The following is a 20,974-nucleotide window of genomic DNA, read 5'->3' as shown; positions in this document are numbered from 1 at the left end:
CTACGCTCGGGCCGTGCTGCGCATCCTCGACGCCCGAACCGGTGAGCCCATCGCCGCCGCGCCCGCCCGGCGTGGCCTGACCCGCATCGAGGCCTACGCCTCCGGCCTCGACCTGACGGCCCTGCGGGTACTGCTCACCGCCGACGTCCTCGTCCGCGCCCTGGAACTCGGCGGCACCCCCGTCTGGACGATCCTCACCGCACCCCACCGGCACGCCGAACTCCGCACGGCCGGGACGACCCTCGCCATCCGCCCCTTCGAGGACGGCCGCGACCTCGCGTCCGGGCTGGGAGAGGCGCAGGTGATCCACGTGGTGTCCGAGGACACCGGGACCATGCCGAGCGAGGGTCCCCTGCTGACGGTCGCCCCGGCGGTGTGGACGGCGGCGGAACCGGGGGAGGAGGAGCGGCTCGGCGGGTCGGGCGGATCGCCGCGCAGCGGTGCGGGTGCCGGCGGACACGGCTCGGGCATCACTTCGGACACGCCACCCCACACCGCCCCCACTGCCGGGCAGGCCCCCGCACCCCGCTCGCCGGGTGACCAGCCCCCTCTGAGCCTCGCGGCCCTCCTCTCCGATCCCACCGCGCTGCGCCTCGCCCTCCTCTCCGTCCCCCGGAACACGGCGGTACGGCTGGACGCCGACGAACTCGCGGAGGCGGCGCAGCGTCTCGCCCGCTGGCGGCGGGCCGTCGCCGGGTGGGCGCGGCAGCCCTCGCGGCCGGTGCCCGATGCGGTGCGGGCGCGGTTGCGGGCCGCGTGGGAGGACGATCTGGACCTGCCCGGGGTGCTGGCTGTGCTGCGGGACGTGGAGAGCGCGCCGGAGCTGCCCGACGGGGCCCGGTTCGAGACGTACGTGTACGCGGACCGCCTGCTCGCCCTCGACCTCGCCCGTGACCTCGGGAGCCTCGCGTGATCGAGCGCGCGGGCGCGGGCCCGCTGCGCCGGCTGGTCGTCCTGCGGCACGCGAAGTCCGCGTGGCCCGAGGGCGTCGAGGACCACCGGCGTCCGCTCGCGCCGCGCGGCCTGCGGGACGCCCCCGCCGCCGGGCGCGCCCTCGCCGAGGCCGACTGCCTGCCCGACCTCGCCCTGTGCTCCACCGCCGTACGTGCCCGGCGTACCTGGGAGCTGGCCTCCGCCCAGTGGGGCACGCCGCCCCGGGTGCGCTACGACCGCAGGCTGTACGGCGCGGACGTACCGGAGCTGCTGGAGGTCGTGCGCGAGGCGCCGCGCGAGGTGGAGACGCTGCTGCTGGTCGGGCACAACCCCGGGTTGGAGGAGCTGGTCCTGGAACTGGCCGGGGACGGTCTGGAGGGCACGCTCGAGCAGGTGCGGGTGAAGTTCCCGACCTCCGCGATCGCCGTGCTGACCTGGCGCGCCACCGGCTGGCCGGCCCTGGCTCCGGGCACCGCCCTGCTGACCTCGTTCATCGTGCCGCGGGGCAGGAAGGAGAAGGAGTAGCCGGTGCCGGCCGCCGCGCACCGCGATCAAGGACGGCCCGGCGCTCGCATAGGCTGACGGAATGCAGGACGAGTACCGCACCGTAGCCCGCGCGGGCGTGCACGAGACCGAGATCAACCGCTCCCGCTTCCTGTGCGCCCTCGGCCCGGCGGCCACCGAGCAGGAGGCCCAGGAGTTCGTCGCGGCCGTCCGCAAGGAGCACGCCGACGCCACGCACAACTGCTGGGCGTACGTCATCGGCGCCGATGCGTCCGTGCAGAAGGCCAGCGACGACGGCGAACCGGGCGGCACCGCCGGCGTGCCCATGCTGCAGATGCTGCTGCGCCGCGAGATGCGGTACGTCGTCGCCGTCGTCACCCGGTACTACGGCGGTGTGAAGCTCGGTGCGGGCGGGCTCATCCGGGCCTACGGCGGAGCGGTCGGCGAGGCCCTGGACGAGGTGGGCACGCTCACCCGGCGCCGCTTCCGGCTGGCCACGGTGATCGTCGACCACCAGCGCGCCGGCAAGATCCAGAACGATCTGCGCGCCACCGGGCGGGAGGTCCGGGACGTCCGTTACGGCGAGGCCGTCACCATCGAGATCGGCCTGCCCGACGCCGACGTGGACGCCTTCCGCGCGTGGCTGGCCGATGCGACGGCGGGCTCGGCCGGGTTCGAGCTGGGCGGAGAGGCCTACGGAGACGCGTGAGGTCCGGCGCCCGTACCGGGACGGCCGGACCGCACGCGGCTCAGACGTTCACGCCTCCTCGGGGGCCGTGCTCCGCGGGCGGGGAATGCCCAGGGCGCACAGGGCGCCGACCAGGACCACGGCGACGCCCACCCACACCGCGGGGTGCAGGCCGTCGACGAACTCCTGGGGCCCGTGGGTGCTGCCGTGCGCCACGAACACCGTGCTGAGGACGGCGATGCCGAGCGCCCCGCCGATCTCGCGGACCGTGGTGTTCGCGCCGGAGGCCTTGCCCGCGTGCTCCTTGGCGACCGAGGCGAGCACCACCGCGGCCGTGGGTGCGAAGACGAAGCCCATGCCGATGCCCGCGACGATCATCGGGCCGACCATGGCCGAGTACGCGGTGTCGGTGTCCGCGACCAGGTTGATCCAGCCGAGGCCCACCCCTTGCAGGAACAGGCCGAGCGCCATCAGCCGGCCGCCGCCGACCTTGTTCGTGAGCACACCGGCGACGGGGGCGACGAACATCGGCATCAGCGTCCAGGCCAGGGTGCGCACACCGGCCTCCAGCGGGGTCCGCGAAGGCACGATCTGCAGGTACTGGGCGAGCAGGAACAGCGAACCGAAGACACCGAAGTACATCGCCGCGGAGACGATGTTGGTCAGCGTGAAGGCCCGTATCCGGTAGAAGGACAGGGGCAGCATCGGCTGCGCGACCCGGGCCTCCCGGAGCACGAACACGGCGAGCAGCACCGCACCTCCGGCGAAGGCGCCCAGCACCTTGGCCGAACGCCAGCCGTCCGTGTCGCCGTGCACGATGCCCCACACCACGGCGCACAGTCCGGCCGCGGCCAGCAGCATGCCGACCAGGTCGAGGCGGATCCCCGGCAGCGAGCTCTCGCGCAGCGTCAGCAGGATGAGGGGGACGGCGACGACGCCCACCGGCACGTTGATCCAGAAGATCCACCGCCAGTCCAGCCCGTCGACGACCGCACCGCCGACCACCGGGCCCATCGCGACGGCCAGGCCGCTGATCCCCGACCACAGGCCCAGTGCCAGCCCGCGCATCCGGTCCGGCACGGCCTGGGACAGCAGGGTCAGCGACAGCGGCATCACGGCCGCCGCGCCGAAGCCCTGGACCGTGCGGAAGGTGATCAGCTGGGCGCTGGTGTCGGCGAGACCGCAGCCCGCGGAGGCCAGCGTGAACACGATGATGCCGAGCACGAACACCTGTCGGCGGCCGAACCGGTCACCGAGCGCGGCCCCCGTCATCAGCAGGCAGGCGAAGCTGAGGACGTAGGCGTTGACGAACCACTGGAGTTGCTGGGTGTCGGCCTTCAGGTCGACGGCCAGGGTGTGCAGGGCCGTGGAGACGACGAGGTTGTCGAGCGCGACCATGAACATCGGCACGCTGCAGGCGACGATCGCGAGCCAGAGCGGAACGCGCCGACCCGTGCGCTCCGGGTCGGCGACGACCGGATCGTCGAGGACCGGGTTTTCTTCGGACAGCGTCATGGCGGGGGTCTCCTGATGAGGGTGGGCGGGGTCAGGCGTTCGTGTTCTGCTCGGCCAGCCGCCGCTTGGCGTCCGACCAGTCGATGGGCAGGCCGGCCGCCGGGACCTCCCAGAACGTGAAGACCGAGTGCTTCATCGTGGGCCGCAGGCCGGTCATGATCGACTTGTGCGGCTCGGTCCGGGCGTACGTGTAGAGCGCGTCCTTGTCCTGCCAGGCGGACAGTGTCCAGAAGGTGCGCTTGAAGGGTTCGGCGATCAGCGAGGCGCCGTAGGCGCCGGGCGCGCCGGAGACCTGCCTCCAGGCGACCAGGGACTTGAGGAAGAAGCGCGGTACGTCCTTGAGGGAGCGGACCTCCAGGCGGGACGCCATGACGAACGCCTCGGCATCCGGCGCGGGCTTGTTGACGGTGGTCCAGGGCAGGGTCGGCATGGCTGTGGCCTTCTCGGGTCAGAGGCAGGGCGAGGTGAGGGACCCAAAATTGGATACCTCTACTATCTATGTTAGACAGTAGAGGTATCCAGTTTTCAAGAGCGGAGCCGATCCGATGCGCATGTCCGAGCTGAGCCGCCGCAGCGGCGTCTCCGTCACGACGATCAAGTACTACCTCCGTGAGGGCCTGCTCCCGGCCGGCCGGCAGACCGCCGCGACCCAGGCCGAGTACGACGAGCAGCACCTGCGCCGGCTCCGCCTGATCCGCGCGCTGACCGGTGTGCGCGGGCTGTCCGTCAGCACCACCCGGGACCTCCTCGACGCCCTGGACCAGCACACCGGCGACACCCACCTCACCCTCGGCCTCGCCCTCGGCGCGATCCGGCTGGCCGAGGAGCCCGCCGAGCAGGCCCCCGAGGCCGCCGAAGTCGACGCACTCGTCAAGGAGTTGGGCTGGAACGTGCACGAGTCGGCGCCCGCCCGTGCCGCGCTCGCCGAGACCCTGGCCTCGCTGCGCTCGCTGGGCGTCCCGCGGGACTGGCACACCTTGCTGCCGTACGCCCGGCTCGCCGAGCGGACCGCGGTCCTCGACCTCGACCAACTGGACGGCATCGAGGACCCGTTGGAGCTGGCCGAGCACGCGCTGCTGCTGACCGTCCTCCTGGAGCCCGCGCTGCTGGCGCTCCGGCGCATGGCCCAGGAGAACGAGTCGGCACGGCGGCACACCGAACACTGAGACGCGTCAGGACAGCTCGCGCAGGATCTCGGCCGCGGCCTGAGAGCCGGCCGAGAAGGCTGCCTCGTGGGAGCCGATCAGGTCCGGGCCCAGCTGCTTGGAGTGGAAGTACGACCCGGCCAGCTTGACCCGGGTGCCCTCGTTGGCGTCGTAGATCACGGACTGCCGCTCGCGCAGCGCCATGTCGATGACCGGGTGGGTGTAGTCGAACTCGCGGATGAGTGTCTCCGGGTCGACCGGGCGGGGCGGGTCGAGGGTGACGAAGTAGTCCCGCTCGGCCTCGAAGTCCTGCAGCCGGTTCAGGTAGTAGGTGACGAAGCAGCGGGTCGCGCCGTCCTCCTGGACCTTGCCGTAGTTCCAGGCCCGCCAGCTCTCGGTGTCGCTGGGCATCAGCGTCGGGTCGGTGTGCAGCACCACCCGCGACCTGCTGTAGCGGACGCCCTCCAGGGCGGTGCGCTGGGCGCTCGTGGGGTTCTGCAGCAGGGCGAACGCCTCGTCGGCGTGGGTGGCCAGCACCGCGTGGTCGAACCGCTCGGAGCCGGCGGCCGTGGTCACGGTGACCCCGTCCGCCTCCTGCCGTACGGCGGTGACCGGTGAGGAGACCCGGAGGTCGGGGCCGGTCGCCGCGAGCGCCTTGCGCACGTAGGAGATCGAACCGCCGCCCACCGTGCGCCAGTCCACCCGCCGGCCGCCGAGGCCGCCCTCGTCGTGGCCGACGAAGAACGCGATGACCGTGGCCGCCGGCATCTCCCAGACCAGCTCGGCCGGCACCGACCAGACGGCGGAGCAGAGCAGGATCAGATACGAGTGGCGGAACTCCTCGCTGTATCCGCCCTGGTCGAGGTAGTCGCCCATCGACATGTCGGCACGGCCGCGGACGAAGTCGCGCCGGCTCTCCTCGTGGAAGCGGCGCACCTCCCGCCAGACGTCCGGGAACCCGGGGTACTCGGCTGCGTAGCGCTCCTCGATCGCGCCCTCGTCGAGCTCCAGCTCCTCGGTGCCGTACTCGAGGCCGCTGTCGAGGTCGAAGAAGGTGAAGCCGCCCGGATGCGGGACGGTGTCCACGCCGAGCTCGTCGAAGAACCCGGTCAGCTGCGGGTAGAAGCGCCGGTTGCAGACGATGAACGCCGTGTCCAGGCCGAGCAGGTGCCCGCTCTCCTCGACCTCCACGGTGTTGGCGTGGCCGCCGGGGCGGTCCTCACGCTCGAAGACGGTGATCCGGGCCCGGTCGCGCAGATGGTAGGCGGCGGACAGACCGGCGGGGCCGGCGCCGATCACGGCGACGGTCGGCGTGTGCTGGGACATGGCAGGTCCTTACGGTCACAGAGGGTCGGGAAGGGAGGTGAGGGGAGTACGGGAGGGGACGGTTCCGGGCTCGCGCCGGCGCAGGCTGCCGCCGCCCTCGGTCGCGACGGCCACGAGGTGGTGCTCGGTGGGGCGCAGCAGGTCGAGCCGCCAGCGGCGCGCCAGGTCCGGCCGGCGCCCGTCCGTGACGGTGAACCGCCCGCCGCCCTGGTGCCGGAAGCGGAGGTCCTTCAGGCCGCCCGCAAGACCGACGCCGATCCCCTTGAGATAGGCCTCGGCCAGCACCCATCGCTCGCTCGCGGCCAGGTCGGGGTCCGCCGGGCCCAGGAAGGCGTTCAGCAGACGCGTCTTCTCCGCGTCGAAGGGGACGCGCTCCACGTCCGCACCGCAGCCGCGCCCCCGGGTGAGCACACAGACGATCAGACCGTCCGTGTGGGACAGGTTGAAGCGCAGCCCGGCCGTGTCCGGGACCGGCTCCGGGCGCCCGCCCGCACCGCGGACGAACCGCCAGGTGTCCGGCGGCAGCCCCGTGCGGGTGCTCAGGGCCAGCCGGGCGAGCAGCCGCCCACCCAGGAAGCGGCGCCGGGAGCCGGTCCGCAGCAGCCGGTCGTGCCGGATGCGCTCGTCCGGGGCCAGCAGGTCCGGGCCGCCCAGCCGCGCGGCCAGCTCCGGCACCCGGTGCTCGGGCAGCGTCCACAGATCGGCCACTCCCGCGTCCGGCCCCGCGTCGGCGTGCGTCAGCGGGCTTCCGCGCACCGGGCACCCTCCGTGGGCGCGGTCCGCTCGGCCAGCGTGACCGGCCAGTGCGACAGCAGCCGGTTGTCGTCGTGCAGCCGGGTCAGCACCGCGAGGACCTCGTCCACGGCGGCCGGGTCGCGGTAGGCCTCGTACGGGTGGAACTGCCGGTTGATGCGCTCCAGTTGGAGCAGGAGCAGTGAGGGGCTCGGCAGCGGCTCGGCCATCAGGCCGTGCGAGTGGACGTAGGTGTGCGCGCACGCGGCGGCCGCGTGCACCAGGCAGTACTCCTTGGCCAGGTCGAACAGCTCGGCCGAGTGCGCGAAGCCACGGCCCAGCTCGGCGCGCAGCCGGTCCGCCCGCTCCTCCAGCGGGAGCAGCCGGCCGAGCAGTTCGGTCGCCACGTCGGCGGCCAGCAGCAGCCGGTCGCGGTCCTTGTCCGCGGCCCGGTCGGCCAGCACCCGCAGCCGGATCAGGGAGTCGGGTGCGGCCAGTACCGCGTCGTCCAGGCCCCGGTTGGACAGCTCCTGCAACGCGGGCCGGTAGACCGGTAGTTCGGCGTCCATGCTGTAGAGCACGGCCACCCGCGCGGCCGCCTCGGCACGCACGTCGGCGTCGGAGCCGCGGCCCTTCTCCAGCAGCGAGCCCAGCTGGTGGCCGATGTTGCGCAGGTTCACGACGGTGTTCCCGTCGGCCATGTTGGTCACCAGGACGTCGCGCAGCATCTTCTGGTGCATGCCGAAGCGGGGGTGGGTGCGCAGGAAGACGCGAGCCCCGAGCACCACGTTCAGCCGCGCCAGGGTGTCCTCCAGCAGGGTCGGCACCAGGTACTTGGCGGCAGAGGAGAAGACGCTCACCTGTCCGGTCGAGGCCTGGACGCTGCGGACGGCGCCCAGGCACACCGCGTCCGCCACCATCAGATCGGCGAAGGACTCCGCCAACTGACGCCCGGTGTAAGGCACTTCGACGACAGGACGCTGCTCCGGCTCCCCTCGCTCCCTCCGCCCCCGCCGCGCTGCCCGCCCTGCGGGGCGAGCGGTGTCCAGCCGAGCGTGGGATCGTCCGGGACGAGGCTGCCGTCCGCCTGCACCAGCACCAGGGGCAGCGGCGCGGGAGCGGGCCGGTACGGGGCCGTCAGCCGGTTGTTGCGCAACAGTCCGTCCACGTAGGTGTCGTAGAGCTTGCGCAGTCCCGGCAGCGGGGTGTCCGGGAGCAGGGCCCCGGCGGCGACGGCCGCGTCGAGCACGACGGGCAGCCCGTCGTCCGTCCCGCGGCCGGTCAGCGCCTCGGGGGCGAGCCCGATCGGCCTGCCCCGCTTGGCCCCGAGGTACATGGCGAACCAGCCGAGGAGCAGGTCGGGTTCGAGCGCCTCGTCGGGCTGCTTGTACTCCTCGGCGGGCGCGATGCTGTCGAGGAGCACCAGACGCTCGGGGCGCCGTTCGGCCGGCATCGCCTGGGCCATGGCCAGGGCGAGCACACCGCCGAAGGACCAGCCGGCGAGCGTGTACGGCACCCGGACCGGCTCCATCGCCGCGAGCAGCCGGCCGGCCAGGGCCTCCACCGTCGTGTCGGCCCGGCCGCCGTTCAGCGCCGCCCGCGCGTACTCGTCGAGGGCGCCCAAGTCCAGGACCGTCAGTCCGTCGCCCTCCGGCAGCGCGTCCGCCAGACCGTGGTGGACCTGCGCCGCGAGCGCGCCGGGGTGGACGACGTAGACGGTACGGCGGCCGGCCGCGGTGGCCCTGAACTCCAGGGCCACCGGCGGCCGTCGGTCACGCGGCGGTCGCACGCCGGTCGCTCTCCTCGGCCAGGAAGGACGCCAGGTCCTTGACGGTCGGGTGGTACCAGAGCGTCGTCGTGCTCAGTTCGAAGCCGAGCCAGTTCTCCAGCTCGCCCGCGAGGATGAGCGCCTCGGTCGAGTCGAGGTCCAGTTCGTCGAAGTACACCTCGCGCGAGACCTCGCCCGGCGCCACGCCGAGGCGGTGGGCGATCTTCTCGATCAGCCAGGTCTCGGCCTCGGAAGCGGTCACTACGGCCATGGTGGGTCGTCCTTCCTCAGGCGCGGCTCCGGGCGTGCCGGAGGCGCGTGCGGTTGATGTGGGCGGGCACCGGCCCGTCGTGATGGGGGGCATACGGGCGCACGAGGGCCCGTGGACGGTGCTGCGAGCATGACTGCTCGGCCAACCGGGTTTCCGCCCGGTCGGCGCGGTGCAATCCCGGAACGCCGGCTGGAAGTGGGGCGCCGGACGAGGAATCGGGGAGATTTGAGCGGTGCTCTGCGGTGGGGATTCACTGCCGGGGGAGGGCAGACAACAACTCGTCAGTAATCTGGCGGGTGGTCGGGTCGAGCGAAGGTCAGATCGCTCTTTCTGGTACGGATCTGCAGGTCCACGGTGTCTTCGGAGTGGCCGCCCGAAGCACGCAGGCCACAGTCTTGCCAGGTTCCGGATTCCTGAACAACCGCTCTTCCAGAGAGTGGAAAGAACTCCAGGTTAATCGTCGGATGCGGGCTGGTTGAGGGCCCTGGCGTCCCGCCGGAATGCGCCCGGTGCCGTATTCACGCGCCGCACGAAGAACTTGCCGAAGTTGGTGACCTCGGAGAAGCCGAGATGGCGGGCGATGGCGGCGAGCGGCAGGTCCGTGTGGACGAGCAGCCGGCGCGCCTCGAGCGCGACCCGGGCGTCGATCACGTCCTTGGCGGACGTACCGGCGACGGCGCGACAGGCCCGGGACAGGGCGCGGGTACTGCAGTTGAGCCTGGTGGCGTAGTCCTCCACCAGCCGGGTGGAGCGGTACGCGTTGTCGAGCTCCTGGCGGAAGCGGACGAACAGCTCGCCCGCCTCACCGCTCGGAGCGCCGGTGTGGGCCTCGTCGTGACGCAGGCGGCACACCTCGTCGATGCGGATGAGCACCACGGCGAGCAGATGCTTGAGCATCTGCTCGCCCATGCCCCGGTCGGGCCGTGCGAACTCCTCCTGGAGCAGCGTCAGGCCCTGTTGTAACAAGGGCAGTTCGGTGTCGGAGAGCTGCCAGTGGCTGGGGCGCAGCACATCGTCCAGCAGCCCGAGCCCGCGTGCATCGGCAGCGGGAACGCCTCGGTGAACATGAGGAGTTCGCCCTCCATGTCGTCCGGGAACGCCTGGATCACCTGGTTCGGCCGGGTCCACAGCAGTGTGCCGGCGGAGCACGGTATGCAAGCGGAGTCCACCGAGTACTTTCCCCGGCCTTTCGTCACCAGCATGATCTGGTGGAATTCGAGCCGATGCGGAGCGGCGAGCAACTCCATGGGTGCCCGTCGGCGCAAGTCGCGCAGGGTCGACATCGCGATACCGAGGCCTGGTCGGCAGATCGGGGTGTACGGGACGACAGGGATCGGTAACGAAGCGAAATCGACCATGAACGTTCCGAGATCGACCTTCCTAGTGCTGCTTGAAGACTTGATGATAGCGATGGCCGCCCGTCACCAGTTCACGCCTGGTGCCAGCACGCGTACACAAGCACCCCAGACGTGCAGGTGAAGGGAACTGAACGGGATGACCACCTCCCCCTCCGGCGCCCCGGAGTGCTCCGTCGTCGACCGGACGCTGAGCATCCTCGGCGCCTTCGACCGCGACAACCGGACCCTGACGCTGTCGGACATCAGCCGGCGCTCGGGGCTGCCGGTCGCCACCGTTCACCGCATCGTCAACAAGCTCACCGGCTGGGGGGCCCTGGAACGGGGGGCTACAGCATCGGCCTGCGCCTGTGGGAGACGGCCGTGCTGGCCCCGCGCAGCTCGTCCCTGGCCGAGACCGCCCAGCCGCATCTGGTCGAACTGCACGGACAGACCTCGGTCGGGGCGACGCTGGCCATACGTGACGGTGTGGAGAGCGTCTGCCTGTCCGTCATGACCAACCAGGCCGATCTCGCCGAGCTCTACACCCACCCGGGCGGCCGCCTGCCGTTGCACGCCTCCTCGGTGGGCCTGGTGCTGCTCGCCCATGCCGGCGAGTCCGTGCAGAGCGCGATCTGCGCCGGTCCGCTGCCCGCGTACACGTCCGCCACCATCACGGACGGCCCCGCACTGGGCCGCTGCCTGGTGCGGGTCAGACGCGAGGGATACGCGCTGGTCCGCGGCATGCTCACCGAGGGGTGGGGCGGGCTCGCCGTCCCGGTGCGCGACAGCCGTGGCGCCGTCGTCGCCGCCGTCGGAGCGGTCGGGCGTGTCGACCTCGTCCAGCCGGTCCGCCTGCTGCCCCACGTCCGCGCCGCGGCCGAGGCCATCGCCCGGAGCATCCGCCCGAACGGCTGGCGCGACGTGGAGGTCGGCACGTGACGCTCACGACAACCGTCCGGTCGCGCGGCAGCCGACTTTTGTTTACAACAAGGTGATTTCCAGGCATACCGGGCATGGTTGTCGGTCGCGCATCGAGGTCCGTGGTGGATCAGGTGTGCCGAGGCATTAGCGTGGTGGGTGCTGTGCGCGAGCCTGTCCGGGTTCGCGCGGGTCCTTGAGGTGTGGATGGGGTAGTCGTGCGGGCCGGAGCGGTGTCGTGAGAGTGCTGCACACGTCCGACTGGCATCTCGGCCGGGCCTTCCACCGGGTGAGCATGCTCGGAGCCCAGGCCGACTTCATCGGGCACCTCGTCACCACCGTGCGCGAGCACGCGGTGGACGCGGTGGTCGTGGCCGGGGACGTGTACGACCGCGCGGTGCCCCCGCTCGCCGCGGTCGAGCTGTTCGACGACGCCCTGCACCGCCTCGCCGCCCTCGGCGTACCCACGGTGATGATCTCCGGCAACCACGACTCGGCCCGCCGCCTCGGCGTCGGCGCCGGACTCATCGACCGCGCCGGCATCCATCTGCGCACCGAGCCGTCCGCCGCCGGCACCCCGGTCGTGCTGACCGACGCCCACGGCGACGTGGCCTTCTACGGGCTGCCCTACCTCGAACCGGCGCTGGTGAAGGACGAGTTCGCGGTGGACAGGGCCGGTCACGAAGCCGTGCTCGGCGCCGCCATGGACCGCGTCCGCGCCGACCTCGCAGGCCGCCCGCCGGGCACCCGCTCCGTCGTCCTCGCCCACGCCTTCGTCACCGGCGGCCAGGCCAGCGACAGCGAGCGGGACATCACCGTCGGCGGAGTGGCCGCCGTACCCGCCGGGGTCTTCGACGGCGTCGACTACGTGGCGCTCGGCCATCTGCACGGCTGCCAGACGATCACCGAGCGCGTGCGCTACTCCGGCTCCCCGCTGGCGTACTCCTTCTCCGAGGCCGACCACCGCAAGAGCATGTGGCTCGTCGACCTGGACGCCGACGGCTCGGTCGCCGCCGAGCGGCTCGACTGCCCGGTGCCACGCCCGCTGGCCCGCATCCGGGGCGCCCTGGACGACCTCCTCGCCGACCCCGCTCTCGCCCCTCACGAGGACGCCTGGGTCGAGGCCACCCTCACCGACCCGGTCCGCCCGGCCGACCCCATGGCCCGGCTCACCGAGCGCTTCCCGCACACCCTCAGCCTGGTCTTCGACCCGGAACGGGCCCCGGACGACCCCGAGGTGTCGTACGCCCGGCGCCTGGCCGGCCGCAGCGACCAGCAGATCGCCCAGGACTTCGTGGCCCATGTGCGCGGCGCCGGGCCCGACGAGCAGGAGGCGGCCGTGCTCGGCGAGGCCTTCGACGCGGTGCGCGCCGACGACGTGGTACGGGAGGTGGCCCGGTGAGGCTGCACCGGCTCGACATCACCGCCTTCGGCCCGTTCGGCGGCTCCCGGGCCGTCGACTTCGACGCGCTGTCCGCCGCCGGGCTCTTCCTGCTGCACGGCCCCACCGGCGCGGGCAAGACCTCCGTCCTGGACGCCGTCTGCTACGCGCTCTACGGCTCCGTGCCCGGCGCCCGGCAGAGCGGCCAGGGCATGCACCTGCGCAGCGACCACGCGGAGCCGGGCACCCGCACCGAGGTCCGCCTCGAACTCACCGTCGCCGGACGCCGCTTGGAGGTCACCCGGCAGCCGCCGTGGGAGCGGAAGAAGCTGCGCGGCACGGGCACCACGGTCGACAAGGCCCAGACCTGGCTGCGCGAGTACGACGCCACGACCGGCGCCTGGAAGGACCTCAGCCGCTCCCACCAGGAGATCGGCGAGGAGATCACCCAGCTGCTCGGCATGAGCCGCGAGCAGTTCTGCCAGGTTGTCCTGTTGCCCCAGGGCGACTTCGCCCGCTTCCTGCGCGCCGACGCCGAGGCCCGCGGCCGCCTCCTGGGCCGCCTCTTCGACACCCGGCGCTTCGCCGACGTCGAGAAGCGGCTCGCGGAGCGCCGGCGCACGACCGAGGCCCGGGTACGGGAGGGCGACGCCGCGCTCCTCGCCGACGCGCACCGTATGCAGCAGGCGGCGGGCGACGCGATGGAGCTGCCCGAGCTGAGCCCCGGCGAGCCCGGCCTGGCCGAGGCCGTCCTCGGTGCCGCGGCCGTGGCCCGCAGCACCGCGCGGGAGCGCCTCACCATCGCCCACAGCCGCCTGGCCGCCGCCGATTCCGGCCGGGCCGCGGCGCAGCGCGCCCTGGACGACGTACGCGAACTCGCCCGGCTGCAGGGCCGGTTCGCCGAGGCCCGGCAGCGGGCCGAACGCCTTCAGGAGCGGGCCGGAGCCCACCGGGAGGCGCAGGAGCGGATGACGCGCGCCCGCAAGGCGGAGGCGGTGGCGCCCGCGCTGGAGCTGCGGGAGGCCGCCGAGACCGAGCACGGCGCGGCCGCCGGGGCCGAGTCGCGAGCACGCCGTACGCTTCCCGGCTCCCATGCCGACGCCGGCCCCGCGGGCCTCGCGGCCGCCGCCCGCCGCGCCGCCGAGGAGCTGGGCGGTCTCGAATCGGCCCGGCGCGCCGAACGACGGCTCACCGAACTGGTCGAGGAACGGGCCGGGTTGGACCGGCAGGAGCGTGCCGACGAGGACGTCCTGCGCGAGGCCGACGCCTGGCTCGCCGAGTGGGACGCAACGCGGGCGGCCCTGCAGTCCCGCACCGAGACCGCGCAGGAGGCGGCCACTCGCGCCGAACAGCTCGCCGTCCAGCGCGAGCCCGCACGACGGCGCCTGCACGCCGCGCGGACCCGGGACGAGCTGGCCGCCGACCTGGAGGAGGCACAGCGCCGTGCCCTCGCCTCCGGGCAACGCGCCCTGGACGCCCGCGCCCACTGGCTGGACCTCAAGGAACAGCGCCTGACCGGTATCGCCGCCGAGCTGGCCGCGCACCTCACCGACGGCGAACCCTGCGCCGTCTGCGGAGCGACCGCACACCCCGCCCCCGCTCGCAAGGTCGCCGGACACGTCGACCGCGAGACCGAGGAGCGCGCCCAGGCCGCCCATCAGCGCGCCGAGGAACAGCACAGCGAGGACGAACGCCGTCTCGGCGTCGTGCGCGAGGCCCTGGCCGCCGCCACCGCCGAAGCCGGCGACACCCCCACCGCGCGGCTCGCCGCCGAGGCCGACCAGCTGGAGCAGGACCACGCGCGCGCCCGCCGCGACGCCTCCGCCCTGCACGCCGCCCAGGAGGAGCTGCGCAGGGCCGAGCGCGAGCGCGAGCAGCGCCTCCAGGCCCGCCAGGAGGCCGCCGTACGGGCCGCCTCCCGGCTCACCCGACGCGAGACCCTGGAACGTGAACAGGGCGTCCTGGAGCAGGAGTTGACGCAGGCGCGCGGAGCGGCGGTCAGCGTGGCCGCCCGCGCCGCACAGCTGGAGCGGCAGGCGACGCTGCTCACCGACGCCGCCCACGCCGCGAGCGCCGCACAGGACGCCGCGCAGCGGCTCAAGGACGCCGACGCCCGCCTCGCCGACGCCGCCTACCGCGCCGGCTTCGACACTCCGCAGGCCGCGGCCGCCGCCCTGCTGGACGACGCGGCCCACCGCGACCTCCAACACCGCCTGGACGCCTGGCAGTCGGAGGAGGCGGCCGTACGCGCCGTGCTGGCCGAGGCCGACACCGCGGCCGCCGCGCAACAGCCGCCCGCCGACCTCACCGAGACGGAGCGGACGGCGGCCGAGGCGGAACGCCGGCTGCGCGCGGCCGCCTCCGCACGGGACGCGGCCGCCCGCTGCTGCACCGAGCTGGACCGCCTCTCCGCCCGTGCCGCCGCGGGAGTACGCGCACTCGCCCCGCTGCGCGCCGAGTACGACCGGGTGGCCCGCCTGGCCGCGCTCACGGCGGGCACCTCCGCGGACAACGAACGCAAGATGCGCCTGGAGTCGTACGTCCTGGCGGCCCGCCTGGAGCAGGTCGCCGCCGCCGCAACCGTACGGCTGCAGCGCATGTCGTCCGGCCGCTACACCCTGGTCCACTCCGACGACCGCACCGGACGCGGCCGCAGCGGCCTCGGGCTGCACGTCGTGGACGCCTGGACCGGCCGCGAGCGGGACACCGCCACCCTGTCCGGCGGCGAGACCTTCTTCGCCTCCCTCGCCCTCGCCCTGGGCCTCGCCGACGTCGTCACCGACGAGGCCGGAGGCGTCCGCCTGGACACCCTCTTCATCGACGAGGGCTTCGGCAGCCTCGACGACCAGACCCTGGACGAGGTCCTGGACGTCCTCGACTCGCTGCGCGAACGCGACCGCAGCGTCGGCATCGTCAGCCATGTCGCCGACCTGCGCCGCCGCATCCACGCCCAGCTGGAGGTCGTCAAGGGCAGGTCGGGGTCGTCGCTGCGGCAGCGGGGCGGGTGACGGTCAGCGGCCGAGCGGACGGCGGGGCAGAGGTGAGGAGTACACCACGCTTGTGGTCACCGAACCCAGCGCGCCGATCCGGCCGGATATCTCCTCCAGATGCGGCATCGACCGCACGGCGACCTTGATGACGAAGCAGTCGTCACCGGTCACGTGGTGGGCCTCGAGGATCTCCGGGGTCACCGCCACCAGGTCGTGGAACGGCTTGTAGTTGCCGTTCGGATAGCGGAGCCGCACGAACGCGAGGATCGGGAGGCCGAGACGCTCGGGGTCCACGACCGCCGCGTACCCCTGGATGACACCGGCCTCCTCCAGCCGGCGCACCCGTTCGGTGACCGCGCTCGGCGACATGGAGACGGCGCGCGCCAGCTCGGCGTAGCTGGCCCGGCCCTCCCGCTGGAGGACCTCGAGGATGCGCCAGTCGGTGGCGTCCGGGGAATACACGGTCATCCCGGATGGATAGCAGGGAAATCCCCGGCCGATCAAGGGGTAGCCCGGGGTTCTCCACTTCAGGGACCCGGCCCGGCCCCATAGATTTCTGGCCATGATCACCCACTCCGTGAACCCCGTTCTGCGGGTCGCCCCCGCCGCCCCCGCCGAGGCCGCCGCCTACTTCCGGGCCTCCCTGGCCTTCCACGCCGACGTCTCCGACGTGGCCGCCGCGCTCGCGGCCGACGGCGACCCCGGCTTCGTCGTGATCGACTCCCGCTCCACCGAGTCCTGGGACCAGGGGCACGTCCCCGGTGCGGTCCACCTGCCCACCGCGCTCATTCCCCAGCAGGCCGAACAGCTCCTCGACAAGTCCGTGCCCGTGGTGACGTACTGCTGGGGTCCCGGCTGCAACGGCGCCACCCGTGCCGCCCTCGCCCTGGCCGAACTCGGCTACCAGGTCAAGGAGATGCTCGGCGGCTTCGAGTACTGGGCGCGCGAGGGCTTCGCCTACGAGACCTGGCAGGGGCCGGTGCGCCGGGACGCCGACCCGCTGACGGCACCCGTGGACGGCGAGTGCGGCTGCTGACGCCCGCCGTGTAGGTTCTGCCCATGGCTCGATACGCGGATCCAGGCGTACTGGAGTGGGTGGAGTCGGGCGGCGGCCCGCTGATAGCCGTACCGGAGACGGTGCTGCCGTTCTGGGCGGGCGCCGACAGCGAGGAGCTCGCCACGGACTACGACCGCGCGTGCGAGGTCGACGGCTACATCGGCCTGCTCCCGGTCGGCGACAGCACCGCCCTCGTCCTCGGCGACGAACCCGCCTCCACCTCGTACCTGCCCGACCACGGCACCTTCGTGCGCTGGTCCGCCGCGAACTCCGAGAGCGAGCTGCTGGCCCAGATCCCCGGCGCGCTCGACGCGGCCGTGTGGGAACACGAGATCCGCTGGAACGTGCCCGGCCCGGTGGTGCTGTTCGACTCGGCCTGGCCGGGCGGCGCGGCGGAGGGCGAGGAGCACCTGCGCGTCCCGCTGGCACCGGGCCCGTACGCGGTGCGCGCCGCCTACGCCCAGCCCGGCCCCGAGACCTGGGTCGGCCTGGTCCAGCTCAGACGGCTCGCGGACTGAACCAGACCACTCCCGCCGTCACCGCAGGCCGTCGAAGGTGATCTCCAGGTGGCGCGGGCCGCGCAGCACGGCGTTCGGGCGGTAGGGCGGCGGGTCCTCGACCAGCTGGGGATTGTCGAGCCGCCGGGCCAGTTCGGCCAGCGCGATCTGGGCCTCCAGCCGGGCCAGCGGAGCGCCGAAGCAGCTGTGGATGCCGCTGCCGAACCCGAGGTGCTGGATGTCCTCGCGGTCCGGGTCGAACCGGTCGGGCTCGGGGAAGCGCTCCGGGTCCCGGTTGCCCGCGCCGAGGACCAGCCAGATCCGCGAGCCCTTGGGGATGGTGACACCGCGCACGTCGATGTCGGTGATGCAGGTGCGCTGCGGCACGAGCTGCACCGGCGGTTCGTAACGCAGGAGTTCCTCGACGATCTTCACGGACAGGCCCGGGTCGTCACGCAGCCGCCGGAGGTACTGCGGGTACCGCAGCAGCGTGAGCATGCCGTTGGTGATCAGGTTGACGGTCGTCTCGTGACCGGCGATGAGCAGCAGCACCGCCGTGCTCAGCACTTCCATCGTGGTCATCGGGCCGTCCGGGCCGTGGCTGTTCACCAGGTCGGACAGCATGTCGTCGTGCGGTTCCTTGGCGCGCTTCTCCACCAGCCCGTTGAGGTACATGCCGAGCTGCAGCCGGGCCTCCTGCGCGGTCTTCATGGACTCGGCGCTCGTGCGGGTGTCGGGGTCCAGGCCGGCGACGATCGGGTCCACCCAGGACCGGAAGCGGGGTTCGTCCTCGCGCGGCACGCCCAGCAGCCGGCAGATCACGGTCACCGGGAAGGGGTACGCGAACTGGTCGACCACGTCGATCTGCCGTGCGTCCCCGAAGCCGTCGATCAGGTCGGTGACGATCTGGGCGAGCTCGCCGCGCATCGAGTCGACCCGGGTGGGCCGGTGCGGCGGTCCGAAGGAGCTGTTGGCGATCCGCCGCAGCCGGTCGTGCTCCGGCGGGTCGAGCCGGATGAAGCTCGGCGGCAGCCCCGTCGCCTCCGGCCCGGACAGCTCGTCGTCGCCCGGGGCGGTGAGGTTGGTGGCGTCGGAGCTGATCCGCGGGTCGTGGAGCAGGTTCTTGATGTCCCAGTACGAGCTGATGAGGTACGGACCGTCCTCCTCCTCGTGCAGCACCGGGGTCTTGCGGAGCTCCTCGTACAGCGGATACGGGTTGGCGCGGTTCGCGAAGTCGGTGATCTGGCGCAGGAGCGGGGCGTGCGTCATGCGGAGTCCTTGGGGCGTGAAGGTCCGTGGAGTGGGAGCGGGGCCCGGGCGCCGGGTCAGTGGGCCGGGGTGAAGACGAGCTGCCGGTCGGTCGGCGAGTAGCCGCTGAGAGTCACGCCCGGGCCGTGGGTCGGCAGCGACGGGTCGGGGAAGTCGGCCGGGACCGGCTGGCGGCCCTCGGGGCGGCGGTCCACCGTCGGGTACTCCACCGGGAACGGCGCACCTCGCTCGATCTCCCGCTGGTAGAACTCCAGCCACCGGGTGTTGTCGAAGCTCACGGCGGCGATGACGCGGCCCTGGTAGCCGTACACGCCGACGAAACGGCGATCCGCCAGGGAACCCTGCGTGATCATGATCTGCTCGCCCATGGGAGGGACGCCCACGGACTTGATGTTCACGCCGAACTGCGACGACCAGAAGGCAGGCACCCACAGGTGCGGGCGGCGGTCGCTGCTGGGGCTGATCATGTTGTGCGCGGCGATCTCGGCCTGCGCGACGGCGTTGCCCCAGTGCTCCAGGGAGAGGAACTGGTAGCCGAACAGCGCGTGCGGGGACCGGGCGACGTCGCCCGCGACGAAGATGTCGTCGGTGACGATGCCCCGGAAGTCGAAGGCCCGGCAGCCCGCGTCGCAGGCGATGCCCCGGGGACCCGCGCCGAGCCCCGACCCGGTCAGCCACTCGGTGTTGCGCGTCGAGCCCAGCGAGACGACCACGAGGTCCGTCTCGACGACGCTCTCGTCGGACAGATGGGCGGCCTTCACCCGGCCCACCGAGTCGCCCTCCAGGCCGGTGACCATGACACCGGTGCGCAGGTCCACACCGTTCTCGTGGTACAGCTCCGCGGACACCGCGCCGACCACCCCGCCGAGGGCTCCCACCAGGGGCGCGCCCGCGCGCTCCGCCACCGTGACCGCGAGGCCCATCTCCCGGCAGGCCGAGGCGATCTCCGACCCGGAGAACCCGGCGCCGATGATGAGCACGCGGCGCGGACCGGCCTTCAGCCGCCGGTACAGGGCGGCCGCGTCGTCCCGGGTCCGCAGCAGGAGGACGCCGTCCAGCTGCGCCTCCGACTCCTTCGGCCAGGGCCGGGCGCGCACACCGGTCGCGATCAGCAGGCGGTCGTACTCGACCTCGTCCCCGTCGGCCAGCCGCACCCGTTTCGCGGTCATGTCGAGGCCCGCCGCCGGGACGCCGAGGCGCCACTTCGCGTCGATCTCGCGGCGCCGGGGCAGTTCGGTGTGGAGCGGGTCCGCCTTGCCCAGCAGGACGCTCTTGGACAGCGGCGGCCGGTCGTAGGGATCGTACGGTTCGTCTCCGATCAGGGTGAGTTCACCGGCGAAGCCCTCGGCGCGCAGCGTTTCGGCGGCCCGCAGACCGGCCAGCGAGGCGCCCACGATCACGATCCGGCCGTCGCGCCTGAGCCAGTCCACGTAGTCAGTGACCATCGGACGCCTCCTGGCCGGACGCGGCGTCGACACCCGTGCCGTCCAGCCCGTCGGCCGTGATCGCCTGCACCGGGCAGGCGGCGACGGCACGGGCCAGTCGCTCCCGCTGTTCCTGCTGCGCCCGCGGGTTGTAGATCAGCGCCTCCTCGCCGTGCATGGCGAAGACGTCGGGCGCGAGGAACGCGCACTGGGCGTACCCCTGACACTTGTTGAGATCGACGACGAGCCTCATCGACGCTCCGTCCTTCAGGTGGCCAGGTCCGGTGCGCGCCACCACGCTCCGCGCGGGCGCCTTCGGACGGCGGTCATGTCCCGCTCGTCAGCATGCGAGCGACGAGGGGGCCTCGCGCGCTCAGGCGCACCGTTCGGGTGAACGGCCCCGCGAGGTCACGCGGACGCCGTGGGACGCGCCCTGGTGCGACCGCTCGCCACGATGATGTGGACGCTGAGCACCAGCGACCAGGCGGGGAAGACCAGTTCCGCCCACGGGACGTTCGACGAGACGAAGAGCAGGATCAGGGCGGTGAGGAAGCCCAGCACCGAGAGCCAGCGCGGGAGCACTCCGAGGCGGTGCCCGATCACCGACATGGAGCACACGAACACGGCCGCCATCCGCATCGCGTACCCCGTGATCAGCGTGTACGCGAGGTGGCGGCCGAAGTCCCAGGTGGGCAGTGCGGGAGTGGCTCCCGGGGAGTGCGCGAGGCTCAGTACGGCGCCGGCCGCCGCGGCGGCGCCGAACATCGTGGCGGTGAAGACCAGCCCGCTGCCGAGGAGGACGGTCGCGAGGAACTTGTCCTCGACGGCCCCGACGTGGGCCCGGACGGCGCCGACGAACCACAGGAAGAAGATGCCGGCGAACGGTACGAGCGCGAGTGCGATCCGCACAGCGGTGCGCCGCGCGGAGTCCGTGAACCCCTGGACCTCGACCGCGTCGGCCCCCTCGGGAATGGCCAGCCGGATCAGCACGATCGCCGCCGCCAGCAGCAGCGCGAACACCACTCCGGCCAGCCCGGCGGCCCGCGGGGTCTCCATCGCCTCCTGACCCGGCCCCTTTCCCTGCATACCCGGCCCGCCTCCTCCGATTCGCCCTTCGCCACCAGCAAGCCGCCTCACCGACGGCTCCGCCACCGGAGGGCGGCCGTACGGCCGAACGGGGTGCGGTTCACTGCCCGGGATCCGGTCGCTCCCATTCGCT

At 72.9% G+C, this 20,974-nt stretch carries 23 protein-coding genes and 1 pseudogene; 10 read left to right on the top strand and 14 right to left on the bottom strand.

Annotation, left to right across the window (positions count from 1 at the left end):
• The first annotated feature begins 13 nt into the window (after positions 1-13).
• The 3 genes from ACIRVH_RS23135 to ACIRVH_RS23125 all read left to right on the top strand — a co-directional run bounded on the left by ACIRVH_RS23135 (position 14) and on the right by ACIRVH_RS23125 (position 2,146).
• Positions 14-913, top strand: a complete 900-nt coding sequence (locus tag ACIRVH_RS23135) for a hypothetical protein (RefSeq protein ID WP_403956176.1) — start codon at positions 14-16, stop codon at positions 911-913.
• The gene (locus ACIRVH_RS23130; RefSeq protein ID WP_403956174.1) at positions 910-1,458 is read left to right on the top strand and encodes a SixA phosphatase family protein; all 549 of its coding nucleotides are present in this window, start codon (positions 910-912) and stop codon (positions 1,456-1,458) included. The genes ACIRVH_RS23135 and ACIRVH_RS23130 overlap by 4 nt, the downstream gene beginning before the upstream one ends.
• A 61-nt stretch (positions 1,459-1,519) precedes the next feature.
• A complete protein-coding gene (locus tag ACIRVH_RS23125) occupies positions 1,520-2,146 on the top strand; it encodes a YigZ family protein (protein WP_403956172.1) in 627 nt (208 codons plus the stop codon).
• 48 nt (positions 2,147-2,194) lie between these two features.
• On the opposite strand, the gene ACIRVH_RS23120 is transcribed toward ACIRVH_RS23125, so the two are convergent.
• Both ACIRVH_RS23120 and ACIRVH_RS23115 read right to left on the bottom strand, forming a co-directional pair.
• On the bottom strand, positions 2,195-3,640 hold the full coding sequence (locus ACIRVH_RS23120; RefSeq protein ID WP_403956170.1) for an MFS transporter: 1,446 nt from the start codon (positions 3,638-3,640) through the stop codon (positions 2,195-2,197).
• A 31-nt stretch (positions 3,641-3,671) separates the two neighbouring features.
• Positions 3,672-4,070, bottom strand: a complete 399-nt coding sequence (locus tag ACIRVH_RS23115) for a DUF3291 domain-containing protein (protein WP_403956168.1) — start codon at positions 4,068-4,070, stop codon at positions 3,672-3,674.
• A 115-nt stretch (positions 4,071-4,185) separates the two neighbouring features.
• On the opposite strand from ACIRVH_RS23115, the gene ACIRVH_RS23110 reads away from it, so the two are divergent.
• Complete coding sequence (locus tag ACIRVH_RS23110; protein ID WP_403956166.1) at positions 4,186-4,806, top strand: MerR family transcriptional regulator; 621 nt, start codon at positions 4,186-4,188, stop codon at positions 4,804-4,806.
• Between the two features lie 6 nt (positions 4,807-4,812).
• Here the strand turns inward: ACIRVH_RS23110 and ACIRVH_RS23105 are convergent, their stop codons facing one another.
• From ACIRVH_RS23105 to ACIRVH_RS23075, 7 genes are all read right to left on the bottom strand, one after another.
• Positions 4,813-6,111 carry an NAD(P)/FAD-dependent oxidoreductase gene (locus tag ACIRVH_RS23105; RefSeq protein ID WP_403956164.1) on the bottom strand — a complete coding sequence of 433 codons (1,299 nt, stop codon included), beginning with the start codon at positions 6,109-6,111 and terminating at the stop codon, positions 4,813-4,815.
• A 15-nt stretch (positions 6,112-6,126) separates the two neighbouring features.
• Positions 6,127-6,867 (bottom strand): 4'-phosphopantetheinyl transferase family protein, encoded by a 741-nt coding sequence (locus ACIRVH_RS23100; protein WP_403956162.1) that lies wholly within the window; start codon positions 6,865-6,867, stop codon positions 6,127-6,129.
• Positions 6,849-7,808, bottom strand: coding sequence for an acyl-CoA dehydrogenase family protein (locus ACIRVH_RS23095; RefSeq protein WP_403956160.1), 960 nt, complete (start codon positions 7,806-7,808; stop codon positions 6,849-6,851). The genes ACIRVH_RS23100 and ACIRVH_RS23095 overlap by 19 nt, the downstream gene beginning before the upstream one ends.
• On the bottom strand, positions 7,763-8,632 hold the full coding sequence (locus ACIRVH_RS23090; protein ID WP_403956158.1) for a thioesterase domain-containing protein: 870 nt from the start codon (positions 8,630-8,632) through the stop codon (positions 7,763-7,765). The genes ACIRVH_RS23095 and ACIRVH_RS23090 overlap by 46 nt, the downstream gene beginning before the upstream one ends.
• Positions 8,616-8,882, bottom strand: coding sequence for an acyl carrier protein (locus tag ACIRVH_RS23085; RefSeq protein WP_403956156.1), 267 nt, complete (start codon positions 8,880-8,882; stop codon positions 8,616-8,618). Before ACIRVH_RS23085 ends, ACIRVH_RS23090 begins: the two co-directional genes overlap by 17 nt.
• A 453-nt stretch (positions 8,883-9,335) precedes the next feature.
• On the bottom strand, positions 9,336-9,893 hold the full coding sequence (locus tag ACIRVH_RS23080; protein ID WP_403956155.1) for a helix-turn-helix domain-containing protein: 558 nt from the start codon (positions 9,891-9,893) through the stop codon (positions 9,336-9,338).
• Positions 9,830-10,084, bottom strand: a complete 255-nt coding sequence (locus tag ACIRVH_RS23075) for a hypothetical protein (RefSeq protein WP_403956361.1) — start codon at positions 10,082-10,084, stop codon at positions 9,830-9,832. Before ACIRVH_RS23075 ends, ACIRVH_RS23080 begins: the two co-directional genes overlap by 64 nt.
• 292 nt (positions 10,085-10,376) lie before the next feature.
• Between ACIRVH_RS23075 and ACIRVH_RS23070 the strand changes: the two are divergent.
• The 4 genes and pseudogenes from ACIRVH_RS23070 to ACIRVH_RS23055 all read left to right on the top strand — a co-directional run.
• Positions 10,377-10,508, top strand: a pseudogene (locus ACIRVH_RS23070) (helix-turn-helix domain-containing protein); the annotation flags it as partial.
• A 92-nt stretch (positions 10,509-10,600) separates the two neighbouring features.
• Positions 10,601-11,158, top strand: coding sequence for an IclR family transcriptional regulator (locus tag ACIRVH_RS23065; RefSeq protein ID WP_403956153.1), 558 nt, complete (start codon positions 10,601-10,603; stop codon positions 11,156-11,158).
• Positions 11,159-11,375: 217 nt separating this feature from the next.
• Positions 11,376-12,539, top strand: coding sequence for an exonuclease SbcCD subunit D (locus ACIRVH_RS23060; protein ID WP_403956152.1), 1,164 nt, complete (start codon positions 11,376-11,378; stop codon positions 12,537-12,539).
• A complete protein-coding gene (locus ACIRVH_RS23055; RefSeq protein ID WP_403956151.1) occupies positions 12,536-15,526 on the top strand; it encodes an AAA family ATPase in 2,991 nt (996 codons plus the stop codon). Before ACIRVH_RS23060 ends, ACIRVH_RS23055 begins: the two co-directional genes overlap by 4 nt.
• 3 nt (positions 15,527-15,529) lie before the next feature.
• Here ACIRVH_RS23055 and ACIRVH_RS23050 read toward each other — a convergent pair whose 3' ends face one another.
• Complete coding sequence (locus tag ACIRVH_RS23050; protein WP_403956150.1) at positions 15,530-15,976, bottom strand: Lrp/AsnC family transcriptional regulator; 447 nt, start codon at positions 15,974-15,976, stop codon at positions 15,530-15,532.
• Between the two features lie 94 nt (positions 15,977-16,070).
• Between ACIRVH_RS23050 and ACIRVH_RS23045 the strand changes: the two genes are divergently transcribed.
• Both ACIRVH_RS23045 and ACIRVH_RS23040 read left to right on the top strand, forming a co-directional pair.
• On the top strand, positions 16,071-16,544 hold the full coding sequence (locus ACIRVH_RS23045; protein WP_403956149.1) for a rhodanese-like domain-containing protein: 474 nt from the start codon (positions 16,071-16,073) through the stop codon (positions 16,542-16,544).
• A gap of 23 nt (positions 16,545-16,567) precedes the next feature.
• On the top strand, positions 16,568-17,083 hold the full coding sequence (locus tag ACIRVH_RS23040; RefSeq protein ID WP_403956148.1) for an immunity 21 family protein: 516 nt from the start codon (positions 16,568-16,570) through the stop codon (positions 17,081-17,083).
• Positions 17,084-17,101: 18 nt separating this feature from the next.
• Here the strand turns inward: ACIRVH_RS23040 and ACIRVH_RS23035 are convergent, their stop codons facing one another.
• The 4 genes from ACIRVH_RS23035 to ACIRVH_RS23020 form a co-directional block, all read right to left on the bottom strand.
• Positions 17,102-18,331, bottom strand: coding sequence for a cytochrome P450 (locus ACIRVH_RS23035; RefSeq protein WP_403956146.1), 1,230 nt, complete (start codon positions 18,329-18,331; stop codon positions 17,102-17,104).
• Positions 18,332-18,387: 56 nt separating this feature from the next.
• Positions 18,388-19,776, bottom strand: a complete 1,389-nt coding sequence (locus ACIRVH_RS23030) for an NAD(P)/FAD-dependent oxidoreductase (RefSeq protein WP_403956145.1) — start codon at positions 19,774-19,776, stop codon at positions 18,388-18,390.
• Entirely contained in the window at positions 19,766-20,008 is a 243-nt protein-coding gene (locus ACIRVH_RS23025) for a ferredoxin (RefSeq protein WP_403956143.1), read from the bottom strand. Before ACIRVH_RS23025 ends, ACIRVH_RS23030 begins: the two co-directional genes overlap by 11 nt.
• A 155-nt stretch (positions 20,009-20,163) precedes the next feature.
• Positions 20,164-20,841, bottom strand: a complete 678-nt coding sequence (locus tag ACIRVH_RS23020) for a hypothetical protein (protein ID WP_403956141.1) — start codon at positions 20,839-20,841, stop codon at positions 20,164-20,166.
• Positions 20,842-20,974 lie beyond the last annotated feature (133 nt).

The organism is Streptomyces sp. NPDC101165 (genome assembly GCF_044768135.1).
Taxonomy (GTDB): Bacteria; Actinomycetota; Actinomycetes; order Streptomycetales; family Streptomycetaceae; genus Streptomyces.
Note: the sequence above shows the minus strand (reverse complement) of the source record. Positions and strands in the feature narration are given on the sequence as shown.

Bases quoted from the DNA above. Each gene is read 5' to 3' on its own strand.
- ACIRVH_RS23050 (WP_403956150.1), bottom strand. From the start codon at position 15,976: ATGACCGTGTATTCCCCGGACGCCACCGACTGGCGCATCCTCGAGGTC.
- ACIRVH_RS23125 (WP_403956172.1), top strand. From the start codon at position 1,520: ATGCAGGACGAGTACCGCACCGTAGCCCGCGCGGGCGTGCACGAGACC.
- ACIRVH_RS23020 (WP_403956141.1), bottom strand. From the start codon at position 20,841: ATGCAGGGAAAGGGGCCGGGTCAGGAGGCGATGGAGACCCCGCGGGCC.
- ACIRVH_RS23040 (WP_403956148.1), top strand. From the start codon at position 16,568: ATGGCTCGATACGCGGATCCAGGCGTACTGGAGTGGGTGGAGTCGGGC.
- ACIRVH_RS23030 (WP_403956145.1), bottom strand. From the start codon at position 19,776: ATGGTCACTGACTACGTGGACTGGCTCAGGCGCGACGGCCGGATCGTG.
- ACIRVH_RS23115 (WP_403956168.1), bottom strand. From the start codon at position 4,070: ATGCCGACCCTGCCCTGGACCACCGTCAACAAGCCCGCGCCGGATGCC.
- ACIRVH_RS23035 (WP_403956146.1), bottom strand. From the start codon at position 18,331: ATGACGCACGCCCCGCTCCTGCGCCAGATCACCGACTTCGCGAACCGC.
- ACIRVH_RS23085 (WP_403956156.1), bottom strand. From the start codon at position 8,882: ATGGCCGTAGTGACCGCTTCCGAGGCCGAGACCTGGCTGATCGAGAAG.
- ACIRVH_RS23105 (WP_403956164.1), bottom strand. From the start codon at position 6,111: ATGTCCCAGCACACGCCGACCGTCGCCGTGATCGGCGCCGGCCCCGCC.
- ACIRVH_RS23075 (WP_403956361.1), bottom strand. From the start codon at position 10,084: ATGCTGGTGACGAAAGGCCGGGGAAAGTACTCGGTGGACTCCGCTTGC.
- ACIRVH_RS23110 (WP_403956166.1), top strand. From the start codon at position 4,186: ATGCGCATGTCCGAGCTGAGCCGCCGCAGCGGCGTCTCCGTCACGACG.
- ACIRVH_RS23025 (WP_403956143.1), bottom strand. From the start codon at position 20,008: ATGAGGCTCGTCGTCGATCTCAACAAGTGTCAGGGGTACGCCCAGTGC.
- ACIRVH_RS23045 (WP_403956149.1), top strand. From the start codon at position 16,071: ATGATCACCCACTCCGTGAACCCCGTTCTGCGGGTCGCCCCCGCCGCC.
- ACIRVH_RS23120 (WP_403956170.1), bottom strand. From the start codon at position 3,640: ATGACGCTGTCCGAAGAAAACCCGGTCCTCGACGATCCGGTCGTCGCC.